At 61.7% G+C, this 14,314-nt stretch carries 15 protein-coding genes; 12 read left to right on the plus strand and 3 right to left on the minus strand.

Annotation, left to right across the window (positions count from 1 at the left end):
- Positions 1-6: 6 nt before the first annotated feature.
- The 9 genes from QP971_RS07825 to QP971_RS07865 are packed head-to-tail and all read left to right on the plus strand — an operon-like array spanning position 7 to position 4,965.
- Positions 7-681, plus strand: a complete 675-nt coding sequence (locus QP971_RS07825) for a LysE family translocator (RefSeq protein WP_284811247.1) — start codon at positions 7-9, stop codon at positions 679-681.
- Between the two features lie 9 nt (positions 682-690).
- Entirely contained in the window at positions 691-1,020 is a 330-nt protein-coding gene (locus QP971_RS07830; protein ID WP_049358954.1) for a YbjQ family protein, read from the plus strand.
- Positions 1,013-1,948: a CE1 family esterase gene (locus tag QP971_RS07835; protein ID WP_284811246.1), complete on the plus strand. Its 936-nt coding sequence runs from the start codon at positions 1,013-1,015 to the stop codon at positions 1,946-1,948. Before QP971_RS07830 ends, QP971_RS07835 begins: the two co-directional genes overlap by 8 nt.
- 35 nt (positions 1,949-1,983) lie before the next feature.
- Entirely contained in the window at positions 1,984-2,268 is a 285-nt protein-coding gene (locus QP971_RS07840) for an RNA-binding S4 domain-containing protein (protein ID WP_005323225.1), read from the plus strand.
- On the plus strand, positions 2,269-3,096 hold the full coding sequence (locus QP971_RS07845) for a VOC family protein (protein ID WP_239229367.1): 828 nt from the start codon (positions 2,269-2,271) through the stop codon (positions 3,094-3,096).
- Between the two features lie 5 nt (positions 3,097-3,101).
- Positions 3,102-3,407: an MGMT family protein gene (locus tag QP971_RS07850; RefSeq protein WP_284811245.1), complete on the plus strand. Its 306-nt coding sequence runs from the start codon at positions 3,102-3,104 to the stop codon at positions 3,405-3,407.
- Entirely contained in the window at positions 3,404-3,763 is a 360-nt protein-coding gene (locus QP971_RS07855) for a DMT family transporter (RefSeq protein WP_284811244.1), read from the plus strand. Before QP971_RS07850 ends, QP971_RS07855 begins: the two co-directional genes overlap by 4 nt.
- Positions 3,760-4,077 carry a DMT family transporter gene (locus QP971_RS07860; RefSeq protein WP_005323220.1) on the plus strand — a complete coding sequence of 106 codons (318 nt, stop codon included), beginning with the start codon at positions 3,760-3,762 and terminating at the stop codon, positions 4,075-4,077. Before QP971_RS07855 ends, QP971_RS07860 begins: the two co-directional genes overlap by 4 nt.
- A 27-nt stretch (positions 4,078-4,104) precedes the next feature.
- Positions 4,105-4,965 carry a hypothetical protein gene (locus QP971_RS07865; RefSeq protein ID WP_284811243.1) on the plus strand — a complete coding sequence of 287 codons (861 nt, stop codon included), beginning with the start codon at positions 4,105-4,107 and terminating at the stop codon, positions 4,963-4,965.
- A 99-nt stretch (positions 4,966-5,064) separates the two neighbouring features.
- Here QP971_RS07865 and QP971_RS07870 read toward each other — a convergent pair whose 3' ends face one another.
- Positions 5,065-5,916, minus strand: a complete 852-nt coding sequence (locus tag QP971_RS07870; RefSeq protein WP_284811242.1) for a PrsW family intramembrane metalloprotease — start codon at positions 5,914-5,916, stop codon at positions 5,065-5,067.
- Complete coding sequence (locus tag QP971_RS07875) at positions 5,917-6,498, minus strand: hypothetical protein (protein WP_239273701.1); 582 nt, start codon at positions 6,496-6,498, stop codon at positions 5,917-5,919.
- A 42-nt stretch (positions 6,499-6,540) separates the two neighbouring features.
- Between QP971_RS07875 and QP971_RS07880 the strand changes: the two genes are divergently transcribed.
- The 3 genes from QP971_RS07880 (at position 6,541) to QP971_RS07890 (ending at position 10,866) form a co-directional block, all read left to right on the plus strand.
- Positions 6,541-8,475 carry a M13 family metallopeptidase gene (locus tag QP971_RS07880; RefSeq protein WP_284811241.1) on the plus strand — a complete coding sequence of 645 codons (1,935 nt, stop codon included), beginning with the start codon at positions 6,541-6,543 and terminating at the stop codon, positions 8,473-8,475.
- 39 nt (positions 8,476-8,514) lie between these two features.
- Positions 8,515-9,408, plus strand: coding sequence for an alpha/beta hydrolase (locus QP971_RS07885; RefSeq protein ID WP_284811240.1), 894 nt, complete (start codon positions 8,515-8,517; stop codon positions 9,406-9,408).
- A gap of 63 nt (positions 9,409-9,471) precedes the next feature.
- The gene (locus tag QP971_RS07890; protein WP_284788370.1) at positions 9,472-10,866 is read left to right on the plus strand and encodes a PepSY-associated TM helix domain-containing protein; all 1,395 of its coding nucleotides are present in this window, start codon (positions 9,472-9,474) and stop codon (positions 10,864-10,866) included.
- Here the strand turns inward: QP971_RS07890 and QP971_RS07895 are convergent.
- The gene (locus QP971_RS07895; protein WP_284811239.1) at positions 10,805-14,272 is read right to left on the minus strand and encodes an arabinosyltransferase domain-containing protein; all 3,468 of its coding nucleotides are present in this window, start codon (positions 14,270-14,272) and stop codon (positions 10,805-10,807) included. The genes QP971_RS07890 and QP971_RS07895 overlap by 62 nt on opposite strands.
- Positions 14,273-14,314: the final 42 nt, after the last annotated feature.

Consider the following 14,314-nt stretch of genomic DNA (forward strand, 5'->3'; position numbering starts at 1 on the left):
TGTTAGGTGGCTATTAGCGCCCTGGTGACCTTAATGGGCGTGTGGTTCGCGGCGATGGCCTCGCCGGGCCCAGACGTAGTGCAAATCATTCGCTTAGGTGCGCGTTCTACGCGCGCAGCCGTATGGGCGGCGCTTGGTAGTACCACCGGCCTTACCATTTGGACCGTGGCCTCCTTGGCGGGGCTATCTGCGCTGATTTCCGCGCACCCTGGCATCCTCGTGGCGCTGCAGGTTCTCGGTGGTTGTTACCTGCTGTGGATGGCCTATACCGCCATTACCGGCGGCATCAAGGAGCGCCGCGCACCCGCAACCGTAGTGGGCACCGAAACCCGCGCCCCGCAGCCGCGCGGGTTTACGCCGGACGGCATTATCAAGGCCGGCACCGCCTATCGCATGGGGTTTATCTGCGATCTCTCGAACCCTAAGGTGGTCATCTTCTTCGGCGCCATCTTTGCCAATTTCATTGATCCCGGCATGGGCATCGTCGCCAATCTCATGGTGGGTGCCGTATTGATTCTGGAAAGCCTCGTGCTTTTTGTCGGCGTGGCTTTGAGTACTCGTGCGGTCTCAAAGTGGATGGCTAAGAACTCCGCCTGGGTGGATATTGTCAGCGGCGTGGTCTTCCTCTTGCTCGGTGTCATCATCCTTTTTGAGGGCGTGCGTGGACTTATAGCCATGTAATCTGGATCCATGATTTTTACCACTACTAATACCGTTGATGGTTATGAGATTACGGACTATATCCGCATTATCGCCGGAGAGACCGTCATCGGTATTAATATGCTGAAGGATTTCGGGGCATCCATCCGCAATATCACCGGTGGGCGCTCCGCCGGGTACGAGAGCGAGGCCATCAAGGCGCGTGAGGCGGCACTCGATGAATTGTGGCGTCGCGGTCAGGAGCTCGGGGCCGATGGTGTGGTGGGCATTGCCTTCGATTATTCGCCCATGGGAACGTCGAATGACATGCTGATGGTCACGGCCACCGGCACGGCGGTGAAGCTGCGCGCCCGTGATTAAAATCGGCAAGAAAACACTGGCCCTGTGCGCTGGGTTATGCGCGGCCGCCGGACTCATGGCGGGGTGCGAGGAAGAACCGCCGCAGCCGGGCAGCGTGCCGAATGAATCGCAAGGCGTGGCCGATGGCTATATCACCACGCTGCCGGACCAGGGCACAACGGCCAATGGCCAGTACCAGATCATTAACCTACAAAATCATCGCAGTTTTGTAGTCCACGTGCCGTTTAATGCGGATAAGCACCACCGCTTGCCCGTGGTCGTGGCGATGCACGGCTATGAGATGGACGCCGGCAACATGTTCAAAGGCACCGACTTATCCCAGGGCGATGCCATCACGGTGTTCGTCCAAGGCGCGGGCAAGGCGTGGGCGCCGGCACCGTATGCGGTAACCAGCTTGGACGATGACCTCAAGTACGTGGATGACACGATTGATTTCGTCCGCCGTCACTATCCGGCTTCTGAGACCACCTATGGCGTGGGCTTTTCCAATGGCGGCGGATTCGTCCGCGCGGTGACCTGCAAGCGGCCGGGCCTATTCGATGCGGTGGCGACGGTCTCGGCGGCCAAGTATGACCGCGTGGAAAAAGACTGCGCCAGTGAGCCCACCGATTACCTCGATATTCACGGCACGGACGACGTGCTCATGAAATACGGTGGCGGGCACCAGCACGGCGCGCACTACCGCTCGGTGAAGCAATCGCTACGCGGAATCGCGAGGGAGAATGGGTGCAATCCGTTTCCAAAGCGGCGTCGGAAAGAAGCGGTGGAGCACTTCACCTGGCGGGTATGTGATGCGCGCACCGAGCAGTACACCATCCACGGTGGCACGCACACGTGGAATGGCGGGGCCACGGACCATTCCGGTTTGGTGAAAGCGGAGTGGACCACCGATACGGTCCTGGATTTCTTCCATATCGCCCACCCGTAGCGATAGCCGCGCGCGGGCTGGGTAAGCTGGGCGGCATGCTAGACATTCCTATCAACGGCGACTCCATCAAATTGGGCCAGTTCATCAAGCTGGCCAGCTTGGTGGCTACCGGCGGCGAGGCTAAAGAGCTCATCGCAGAAGGCGTAGTCACGGTCAATGGCGAGCCCGAGACGCGCCGGGGCGCCATGCTCCACCCAGGCGATGAGGTATGCATCGAGGACGCCTGCGCGCGCGTGGGCGAGCCGGACGATGACGATGATTACTTTGATGAAGCCACGGCCGACGACGACTTTGATCCGGAAAAGTGGAGGAATATGTAGATGCCAGCATTCGAAGCTGAAGTGGGCATGCCCTACTGGATCGACCTGACCACCTCGGACCCGCGCAAGTCCGCGCACTTCTACGAGCAGGTGCTGGGCTGGGAAATCTCCGCCGAGTCCGGCGAGGATAATCCCTACCAGATGGCGCGCCTGCAGGGCCTGCCCATCGCTGGGCTGATCCCGCAGCCGGAGGAGGCCCCCATGCCGGATACGTGGGTGACCTACTTCCTGTCCAAGGACATCGCGGGCGATTGCCAGCGCGCGCAGAACCTGGGCGGGCGCATCCTTGTGGAGCCGCAGCAGGTGCAGCTGGGGCACATGGCCCTGCTTGTCGACGCCGCCGGGGGCATGTTCGGCCTCATCCAACCCGCCGGCCCAGAGCACTTCGTGGCTGCCGGCGAGCCCGGCACCCCGGTCTGGCACGAGCTCACCGCTACCTCGGGCTTCCAGAACGCGATGGATTTTTATGGCGAGTTATTCAACTGGGAAATCCGCGCCATGCAGTCTGAGGATGAGAACTTCATCTATGCCACCGCGGAAGAAGACGGTGCGCCGTTTGCCGGGCTGTGGAACGCCGAGGGGCAGTTCCCGCCGCAGGTCCCGAGCTTCTGGCAGACCTACCTGGGCGTGCGCGATATCGACGCCGCTGCGAAGAAGGCCGTGGAACTAGGCGGCGAGGTCATCCGCGAACCATGGGATTCACCCTTCGGTCGCATGTGCCTTTTGGCCGATTCCACCGGTGCCACCATCACCCTCACCGAGGTCGAAGATGCCCCCGAAGAGGAGCCGACCGAATCGGATGACGTGTTGGGGCTCGACCCGCAGTAATTGCGATGAGTGAGTCGCCACTGGTCAAGCGCGTATTGGCGGTCGTTGCCGTAATCCCACCCGGCAACGTCACCTCCTATGGCGAGGTGGCTAAGGTGGCCGGCTGCGGCGCGCGCAACGTCGGGACCGTATTAAAACGCCACGGCGCTGGTACCGCCTGGTGGCGCGTCGTCCGCGCGGATGGCACCTCCCATGATCCCGCCCGCGCCGCAGAGTTCTGGGATCGCGAGGCCATCGCGCACGCTGGCGGCCGCGTTAAAATGCACGAGCACGGAATCGACGCCCGCGAATTACAGGAGTTGATGGAGTGAGGGCCTGGGTCATTCTTTTTCTCGCGATTGCTAGCGAAGTCGTGGGCACCGTCGCGCTGAAGTACGCCGTGGACCATTTCTGGATCTACGGCGTGGCCGCTTTTTGCTTCATCCTTGCCTTCGTGTTGCTCCATCGCGTGATGCAAGAAGGCGTCAACGTGGGCGTGGCCTATGGTCTCTGGGCATCTGGTGGAGTCATTTCCACTGCTCTGCTTTCCGCCGCGCTTTTTGGCGAGCCTCTCGGCGCGGTAAAACTCGCCGGCATCGCGCTCATCATGGGCGGCGTATTCTGCGTAGAAATGGGCGCTAAGCCGGACAAGAACCACGACCGCACCGTGGAGGTGGCGCCGCAATGATCTGGTTCCTCCTTTTCCTCGCCACCGCCATCGAGGTCACCGGCACGCTGTGCCTGCGCATGTCCGCGGTAACCGGCCGTCGCTTCTGGGTGGCGCTCGTTGCCCTGTGCTATGTCTCTGCCTACGGCTTCTTGGCGCTCGTGCTCAAGGCCGGCATGGATCTGGGCGTGGCCTACGGCATCTGGGCTGCCACCGGTGTTGCCCTGACCGCCATCGCCTCCTACCTCCTATTCAAGGAGCCATTTACCTGGCTGAAATCCCTCGGCGTGGTACTCATTGTCGGGGGAGTGCTGCTCGTAGAAGCCGGAGCGTAATACCCACGGTGACGCTAGGATATTTTCATGATGAAAAAGCTGGCGGTAGGTTCCCTGGTTACCGCATTTTCCCTCGCTATTGTCCCTGCCGCCCAGGCTGTCACCCTCGATCCGCACGCCGTGCCTGCGCGCACCCAAATTACCGTCCGACATGATTCTGGCGCGACTGTCTCCACCGCTAATGCCCATGAGTCTCGCCCCGCGCTGTCTTTAAGCAAGCTCTACTTAGGCTATTGGGTCCTAAAATACGGTGCACCGGCCGATAAAGCCCGCGTGGAGCATATGATTCGTGTGAGCGATGACAACGTGGCTACCGACTTGGACCGCCGTTACCCGCAGGCCATCCCCAGCATCATCCACGAGTTTGGCCTGCGCGAAACGCACTACACCGGCTACTGGGGGACAACGACCACCTCCACTGAGGATGTAGCGCGGTTTACCTCGCGTATCCAGCACGATCCCCTTGCCGCGCCCATCATGACCGGCATGGCTACCGCCGCTCCCGTGGCTGCCGATGGCTACCGGCAGGATTTTGGTACCTCCCGGATTCCCGGGGTTATCGGTACCAAGTTTGGCTGGTCAGACAATCGCCGCATCCATGCCTCGGTATCCACCGCCCCTGAATTTACCGTAGCCGCCAATACTTACGGTGATGCGGCTACCCATACCGCAGATGTCACCCACGCCGTACATAATGCCCCAGGCGCAATCCCCGCCGGTTCTAGCGAGGCCATTGGAGCTCGTATCGAGCACGATCTGCATCTGCAAGGCCCAGCGCGACAGGTAATCCGAGATGCCACCCGCACGGCAGCGAGCTACGAGCGTCAGGCCTGCGCGAGCGCGAACCAGGCGTTGGCGCAGGTAACGCCGCTGCGCGTGTGCAACTAGGATCTGCGGCGCCACAATGGATGCAAAATAAGCACGTTTCGTCTCTCACGGGGTGTGAAAAGGACGAAACGTGCTTGCTTTACAGAGTGGTCGGTGGCTTTAACGGATGAAGGCGAGGGCGTCGTCGGCAGTGCTGTGGCTATAGCTCTCATCGCCCTTGGCGAGCTTATTGCCGCGCAGCACCAGCCAGATGCTCAGCGGGTAGAGGATAAGCGCTACCGTGACGGCCTGGATAATGGCGGCCACCTCGGAATCGTGCAGGTAGTTCCAGCAAAAGTGGAGGAGGAACGCGGCGGCGAGGCAGCCGAGAAAGACACCGATGCGCCACCACAGCGGCTTGGCCGCGGCATAGAGCGCCCAGCCGATGCCCCAGCCGGCCAGCGCGGTGAGCAAGACGTGCAGGCCAGGGCCGGCGATGAGCCGCAGGCCCCACATCTCAAATAAGCCCTGGATATCGCTATCGGGATGCATGGTGGCACCCATGGCGCCGTAGAGGATGTTTTCGCAGGCCTCGAAGCCCAGGCCCACCACTGCGCCCACCATCCAGCCATGCCACGGGCGGTTGAGTTGGCGGAAGGACATGAGCACGAAGATAACGCCGGTGGCCTTAGAAATTTCCTCTGGGTAGGCGCCGCTCCAGGACATCATGGCATCGACCCAGCCGGTGCCGATGGCGAGCTGCATGACAGGACCGGAGCTGATAAGCGCTAGGGTTACGGCCACCCCGCCGCCCCAAAGGAAAGCCAGTAGGGCCCACAGGCGCGCCGGGCGGGCCCACATGGGGCTGCGCTGCAGCAGGAAGATGACCAGCGCCACGAGAACGGCGGCGATGAGCAGGCTGAGCAGGCCCATCAGGGGAGAGATCAAAAATGTGCTCAGCGTCTGGAAAAAGAAGGCGATGAGGCCAATGCCGGACAGGATCCACAGTGTGGTGCGAAAGAGCTTGGACATCTAGTACATCAACTCCCCGGAGAAGTCAGCGAATTCTGCATCGGCCGCAGCGGGCAGATCCTCTTGGCCGAAGGCATGCCAGATGCGGGAGGTGGTGGCCCGGGCCTGATCGCCCTTGCCGGTCACGGTGACCACCCAATCCTTGTTTTCGTCTTCGCCGGTGCCGTCGAGGGAGAGGGCGGCGGTGGAGGAGGGGGCGTCGGCAAGCAGGAGTGCTCCATTCGTGCCGTCGAAGGTAGGGGCATCGGCCGGCAAGGGTGCCATGGTTAGGGCGCGGACCATGCGGCGCAAGGTGGTGGCATCGTCTTTGGCATCCTCGGTGAGGGTGGCCTGTACGCTGACATCGCCGCAGTTCCAGCCGATGCTGGCGAGGGATTCATAGTCGCGCTCGCAGTAGAGATCGGGAACGTCAATCTCCCAATCCTGGCTAGGCTCGGTCAGGGTGACCTGCTCGACGTCCGCGGAGGAATCCGCCAGTGCCGCCTGCACAATTGTGGGCAAAGCGAGAACCACCGCCACGAACGCAATAACGGCGAGGAAAAGGCGCCGTGGATGCGCTGGAGGAAAGCGATAAAATTCCATAGCCCACACCTTATCTTGCTGCTTTGACCTAGAGTGGCAGGCATGAAAGATCTTTATCAACTAGTCAATGGACCCTGGCTGGAAAGCCACGTCATTCCCGATGATCGCGGCGTGGATGGCACCTTCCACGCGCTGCGCGACGAAGCCGAAGAACTCGTCCATGAGATCGTGGACAAGGACACCGGCCGCCCGGGCAAGCTCTATGCCTCCTTTATGGATACCGAGGGAGTCAACGCGGCCGGCATGGCTCCATTGGATGCGGATCTGGACCGCCTGAGCGCGGCCGACCCCGAGGAACTGGCACAGCGCCTGGGTGAACTTGAGCGCACCGGAGTTGGCTCCCCGGTGACCTTCTGGGTATCCAAGGACTCCGGTTCCGAGGACGCCATTGCTTATGTCATTCAATCCGGCCTGGGCCTGCCGGATGAGGCTTATTACCGCGAGGAAGCCCACGCGGAAACGCTGAGCGCTTATGAAAAGCACGTGGCTGAAATGCTGGAGTTCCTTGACCCAGCCCGCCTCTTTGGCCTGGGCGCCGAGGTAGCAGCCCACCGCATCGTCGGCTTGGAAAAGGAGCTGGCTGCTGGCCATTGGGATGTGGTCTCCACCCGCGATGCGGTCAAGACCTATAACCCGTGCGAGTTTAGCGAGCTGCCCACCATGACCCGCGCTTTGCTCTCCGGCGGCAACCTGCCAGAGCACCGCGTGGTCAATATGATGCCGTCTTATCTCGAGCACTTCGAGAGCCTCTTTACCTCCGAGCGCATGGCCGATTGGCAGCTGTGGGCCACCTGGCACATTCTGCGCTCCCGCGCGGCTATGCTGCCCGAGGAAGTAGGCGCGAAGAACTTCGAGTTCTATGGCACCAAGCTCTCCGGCGCTACCCAGCAGCGCGACCGCTGGAAGCGCGCCGTGGGCTTGGCCGAATCCCTAGTGGGCGAAGAGATTGGCCAAGTATTCGTGGAAAAGCACTTCCCGGCCTCCTCCAAGCGTGAGATGGATGAGCTGGTGGACTACCTCATCGCCGCCTACCGCGAGCGTATCTCTCAGCTGGAGTGGATGACGCCGGCCACCCGCGAGCGCGCCCTAGAAAAGCTGTCTCAGTTCAAGGCCAAGATTGGCTTCCCGGATTCCTGGCGCGATTACTCTGGCCTCGAGGTCTCCGCTAAGGGCGCAGACCTGCTGGCTAATGCCCGCGCCGGCTCCGCTTTCTCCCATGACTTTGAGCTGGCCAAGATTGGCAAGCCAGCTGACCGTAATGAGTGGGTGACCACCCCGCAGACGGTCAACGCCTTTTATAACCCAGTGGTCAATGACATCACCTTCCCGGCAGCTATCCTGCGCCCGCCGTTCTATAACCCAGAGGCCGATGCCGCAGAAAACTTTGGCGCCATCGGTGCCGTCATCGGCCACGAGATTGGTCATGGCTTTGATGATCAGGGCTCGCAGTTTGACGGCCAGGGCAACCTGAATTCCTGGTGGTCCGATGAGGACCGCGCCGCCTTTGAAAAGCTCACCGCCAAGCTGGTGGAGCAATTCAACGGCCAAGTGCCGACGGTGCTCAAGGAAGCCGGCATCGAATCCACCGGTGTAAATGGCAGCTTCACCCTGGGTGAAAATATCGGTGACCTAGGCGGTTTGGGTATCGCTGTGGTGGCTTTCAAGAACTACTGCGCCGATAAGGGCATTGACCTGCAGGGCAAGGAGGAGAAGTTCGAGGTAGATGGAGCCGAGCCAGAGCTGGCCGAGCACACCTACAACGGCCTACAACGCTTCTTCCTCGCCTGGGCCCGCGTATGGCGCACCGCCATCCGCCCGGAGATGGCCACCCAGTACCTGGCCATTGATCCGCACTCGCCGGCGGAGTTCCGCTGCAACCTCATTGCGGCCAATATCGCGGAGTTCTACGAGGCCTTTGAGATTGCAGAGGATTCTGCCATGTATATTGCGCCGGAGGATCGCGTCACCATTTGGTAGCCCTTTCCGCCGGTAGGCGGTGCGCGTAGGCTCGGTGACATGACTAACGCAGACGCTAACCAGGACCCGCACCGCCCGCTGGAGCCCGGCCAGGAATGGCACATCGGCGGCCAGGATCGCCAGATGGAGGAAAAGGAACAGCTCGAGCAACTCGTTGCCTATATCGATGCCCACTATGACACCCCGGATTTCCGCCCGCCGTGGGCCGGGGGCGGCTCCCCTGAGGCGGACCAATATTGCGCGCTCTTGCCGGATCGCATTACCCATGCGGCAATGATGGTGCTCGGTACTGCGGTGGACCATGCGCTACCGGGCACTGCGTACACGGAGGGCATTAGCGTAGAAGACTCCGAGGTGGGCGCCATCTTCCAGCCCACAAAGCCAACCGGCCGGTGGGCTGTCTCGCTGCATTCGGGCGGTTGGTGGCGCGGTGACGGTCAGGCGTTGGAGATGCAGTGGCGCCCCGAGGTAGCCGCCGCCGCGCAGCTATCCGGCACCACCATTTTTGACGTGGATTATCCGCTCGCTCCCGAGCACACCGTGGCAGAGATGGTCAGTGCAGTGCAGCAGGCCATCGACTATGCCCGCGCGCAGGGCGCTTCTAGCGTTACTACCTGGGGGTATTCTTCCGGCGGGGCCCTGGCGGCGCTCGTGCCTGCCGACGGCCTCCTGCTCACCTTCCCCGATTTCGGCGCCCTTGCACATCTGCCGGAGGAGCTGCGCGCCGGATACGAAATCCCGGCGGACCTATCTGAGCTAAGTCCGCACACCTTCGTGCAAACCGCAACCGAGGATGAGATTGCCGCGCGCGTTTGCGTGCCCGGTGCCGTTGCGCGCGATTATGTTTCCACCCACCGCGTATCTACCCCGGCGGTGGCCCGGCAGCGCGTGCGAGATGCGGCCACGTTCCTGGCAGGAGAGCTAGAAAAATAACAATTCCCTGGAGGTTCCATGCTAAAAAGGAACTAGTTTCAATAGGAGTGCGACTAGTTCCGCATGACCATATCCACTCATGGCGCGCTATCGCGCCTGCATAAATTCGCCGGCGTAATCATTGCGCCCTTCCTCATAGTCGCAGCATTAAGCGGGTTTCTCTATGCCTTGGCACCCACCTTTGAACCGTGGATTTACCACGATGAGGTAACCGCCACCGCGCAAGGCAGCCCGCGCAGCCTCGATGAACAGATTGCCGCCGCCCAGCGCCAGCACCCGGACGGGGACGTAGTTCGAGTCGAGCCTTCCGAAGATCCGCAGGAGACCACCCGCGTGCTTTTCGACGACCCCACCGCCCCCAACTCCAGCTATAGCCGGGCCGTCTTTGTAGACCCGGTGGACCTACATATCACTGGCGAACTACAACAATATGGCGGCTCGCGGGCGCTACCTTTCCGCACGTGGGCCTCTAATGGTCACCGCACTTTGTGGCTAGGCGAGCCGGGCCGCCTCTATGCCGAACTTGCGGCCTCGTGGCTCGGCGCGCTGAGCATCCTCGGTTTGTACCTATGGCTCAAGCGTAAGCAAAGGAATAAGAAGCAGCCCTCCAAGGTGCTGGCGCTGCACGCCCGCGTGGGTGCCTGGTTGCTGCCGGGCTTCCTCTTCTTGACCGTTACTGGGCTGACATGGTCGCTGGTGGCGGGCACAAGTATTGGCAAGGTGCGTGAGGAACTCAATTGGAAGGAACCGTCCGTGGCGACCTCCGTTGCAGAAGCGGGGGCTAGTACCGGAGTGGGGGAGCATGCTGGGCATTCCGGCCACGCGGTTCACGCCGGGCACGCGGGGCACGCTAGGCATACGGGACACCACGATGCTGCAGAACTTGCCGGGGCCCAAACCGCATTATCGGCAGCTCGCAGCCAAGGATTGACCGGGGTTCTGGAAATGACCCCACCGGAAAAGCCAGGCGATGCGTGGGGTGTGCGCGAGGGTCGTGCAGCCTTCAAGCTGCGCAGCGATGCCGTAGCAGTGACCCCGAACGGGGAGGTCATCGACCGCATCAATTCTGCTGACTGGCCGCTTGCCGCACAGCTAACCTCGTGGCTCATCCAGTTGCACATGGGCACTCTTTTTGGCATCTATAGCCAGGTTGCATTGGCGGTACTCGCTCTGGGCTTGCTCGTGGTGAGCATTGCAGGCCTGTGGATGTGGTGGATAAAAGCGCGCCGCAGCCTTCCCGAGCTAAAATTTACCCCCGCCGTGCTGGCGGGGGTGGTGGCCTACTCGATCATCGCGCCTCTCTTTGGCGCTTCGCTGTTGCTCTTTTTCCTAGGCGATTGGATTGTGCGGTGCCTGCGCGCCCCGCAGCGAGGTCGGGGCGCGGCCGCAAGTGAGACTACTCTTCGCCCTCGGGGCGAATTTTCATCTCGGAGTCTTTCCACAGTCCGGAACGGGTAATGTCCTCATAATCAATCTCGGCTGGGACTGGGGCATTGCCCTGTGAATCGGTACGCAGCTCGTACTTTTCAATGGCACCCCAATCGCGGGCCCAGTCATTATTGAGGTAGCTCGGGATCTCATAGGAGTAGTTGACCGCCTCCGCGGTGGACATGGCGCCACCGCCGGAGAAGGACTGGAAGTCCGTCAGCGAGGTCTGTGCTGAGGAATCCGGCAAGATGCGGTATTCCGGAATTTCCGTGACGCCGGCGAAGTGGTCAAAGGTGCGCTGGCACGGGAACTGCAGGGCTACGGCCCAGTCCAGCAGCGCCGGGGTGTCCTTGGAGAACTGGTTATTGATGGTATCCAGCTCTGGGACGCGCGGCGGAGTAAAGGCCAGCCAGTCATCCTCATCGGTGGAGTCATCCGTTGCTACCAGGCGCACCACGTTGGCATCCTTTGGCAACTTATCCAGCGGCAGGCGCAGGTTGCGCCACTTTGGCGTGGCACCAACGGCGGCGAGTTCTTCCTCGCCAGTATTGGTGACCTTTCCGGAGTCATCGATGGTGCCGTACTCGAGGCTAAGCTCCATGCCTTCCTGCTCCACCCCGTTGACATCATGGTGGTAGATATTGCCGGCTGCAGAAACGGCCAGCACGGGAGCATTGTCCTTGGCCTCTGGCAGGTTGTACCACTTGGTGGTTACCTCAGAGGTGGAGTCTTGCTCCTCCGAATAAGAGCCAAGTACCGGGACCTTGGTGTAATCCAGGTTGAACGGCAGGTGCATGGTAGAGCCATTGACACCCTGGGTGCCGCGCACGCCGCCCTCCGAGGTATTGGTGGTTTCCTTGGATTTCTTGTCCTTTTTGTCTTGCTTATTCTTTGTCTCCTGGGAATCAGCGGAATCGCTGTTGCCGCCGGATTCGGTATCCGCGCCCGAGGTAGCGGTCTCCGCGCTTTCGGAGGAGGAGTCGCTGGAGCCATCCGCGATGGCACCCACGGAGGCGGAGTTCTGGTTTTCCGGCTCGATGGATTCGGGGATGAAGTTTGGATCGAAGCCCTTGTGGGGCTCGTCCTGGTCCACCAGGGAATCGCCCAAGTCGCCGTCCACCGGGGTCAGGAAGGAGTCATTGGTATTGGTCTCCACCATGGTTTGATCCGCCAGCGCGCAGGTATTGCCGCGCAGGGAAGCCAGGTTGCCCTTGCCCACGGAGTAGGAATCCGCCTGGGAGACGGTGGCCTTGGCAAAGGAAGCACAAGAAAGGGCAACCACGATGGCGCAGGCAAGGGCGATAGGCGCGGACATGATTCCGGCCGAACGCGAGACCTTGGCGGCGGCATTCTTCTCAAATTCCGCCAGGGTTCCGGCCTCTTCCGCCTGGGACTTGCGGTAGCTATGGCGCAGGGACTGCACCACGCCGATGGCGAAGATGATAAGCGCGATGGCGAGCAGCACCTTATTGGCCTCGATGGCCTTGAATTGCACCGTGCGATCCCACCACGGAATGCCAAAGGAGGATACGTACCACCAAGCGTTCCAGCCGGCGAAGGATATAGCCAGCAAGAAGACCACCGCGGCGATGGCGAAGGTGCGAGCGCGCGGCGAGCGCAGCGCGAACTGGGAGAGCACCACGGCACCGAGGGCGGCGATGACACCGGCCACGCCGGCGTAGATGCCAAAGTGGTGGGTCCACTTGGTGGGGGTGAACATGAGGAAGAACATGGACAGCGCCACGATGATGAGCAGGCGCTGGGTCGGGCCGACGGCAGCACCAACGACGCGACGGTCCTTGATAAAGGCCGCCACAATAAGCACCAGGCAGAAGAGCATGGTGAAGACCGCGAAGCGGCGGGTCAGCGAGCCATCCACGGATTCCTGGAAGAGGGTGGAGTAGCGCGCGTACTCCGCGTACCACGGCAAGGATGGGCCGACCTCGGAGCGCACGCGGGTGGACTCCAGCACGGTAGAGAGCGTCTGGTCACCAAAGGCGGCGACCATGATGGCGGTGCCAGCGCTCAGGAACGGCGCAATGAGCGAAAGCCAGCCGAGGGCGCCACCGCCCATGGACGGCACGCGCTCGGCCATGGCGCGGAAGAGGTGCGGCAGGCTGACGAGGAAGACGCCCACGGCAAAAAGGCCGGTCGGGCCGGCGGCCAATGTGATGGTTGCCGCGATGGTGCCCACGGCCGCCGGAAGCAGGCGGCGGGTGGCAATGGCACGCTCGAAGGAAGCCCAGGTAAACATCACGCCGAGCGCCACGATGGGCTCTGGGCGGGTGCCGTTGTTATACGGCAGCCAGAAGGCCAGGAACATCAGTGCTGCGGTCCAGTGGGCGACCCGACGGCCGTCGACAAGCTGGCCAAAGCGCGGCAGCATCTCGCGGGAAAGGATAAACCAGATGATGAGCCCGGAAATCAGGCCCGGCAGGCGCACGAAGACCGAGGCGGTAGAAATCTGGGAGAGTACGGCAACTAGGTCGTAATAGGGGGAGCCAAAGGGCGCCTCCGGCACGCCGTACCAGCGGTAGTAGTTGGCCATGTAGGTCGCGTGATCGAAGACGCGGCTCATGGAGAAGATGAAGCCATCATCCGAGGTATTGGCGCCGAGGATGTACCAGAATCCCAAAATGGCGGCCACCACGCCATCGAGCGGGCGCACCTTCTTCCACGTCTCAGGCATGAAACCGAAGCGGCGTCCATCAAGGCGGTCGATGCGCCATAGGCAGAACAGGGACACGGCCACCATGGCGATGCCCAACCACATGGCAATGGTCTTGAGCAACGTCGGGGACGAGGTAAAGCGGGAGTTGATATCGACGTGGACATTGAGGCCGTCGTCAAGCAGGGCTTGCACGTCAGCCTTATCGTCGATTTCGGTATAAACGCCGGTGACCTGCGGGCGCAGATCCTCCTCGGTGGTCTTTTCATGCTCGCCCACGCTCACGGAGGTGCCATCGCCCGTAGCGGAAATTTCAATCCTGGCGTCCTTGGGGAGCTTGGCTACCTCTTGGGCGTTGAGGGTAAGCAGCACCTCATCCAAGGACACAACGGACAGGCCCTCGTCATTCGCACGGACGAAAAGGCCGCGGTTGGAGGCCTTCTTGGACTCCGGTGGGACGGTGCCGTAGACCATGGACTGGCCCTCGCGCAGTTCATCGACTGCGGAGATGGGGATGGTGGCCTTCAGGTCCTCTGGGGCGACGGAAATGAGCGGCGCGTTGATGGACTGCACGGAATCATGCTGCGGCCAATCATAAGAGGATTGGGTTTGGGTCACCGGCAGTAGCGGGGTCGCTACAAAACACAGGAAACCAATCAGCCCGGCAATGATTGCGGTCCACCGCAGGCCCGCGGGGGCGGCGGTGAAGCGGGAGCCGGCAGCGGCAGGTCGCGCTTGGGTGGTATTCGTAGTGAGGCTATCTGACACGGCGATTAGTTTACGTCAGATAACCCCTTCGGCCCGCGGGCA

Source organism: Corynebacterium marquesiae (assembly GCF_030229635.1).
Taxonomy (GTDB): domain Bacteria; phylum Actinomycetota; class Actinomycetes; order Mycobacteriales; family Mycobacteriaceae; genus Corynebacterium; species Corynebacterium marquesiae.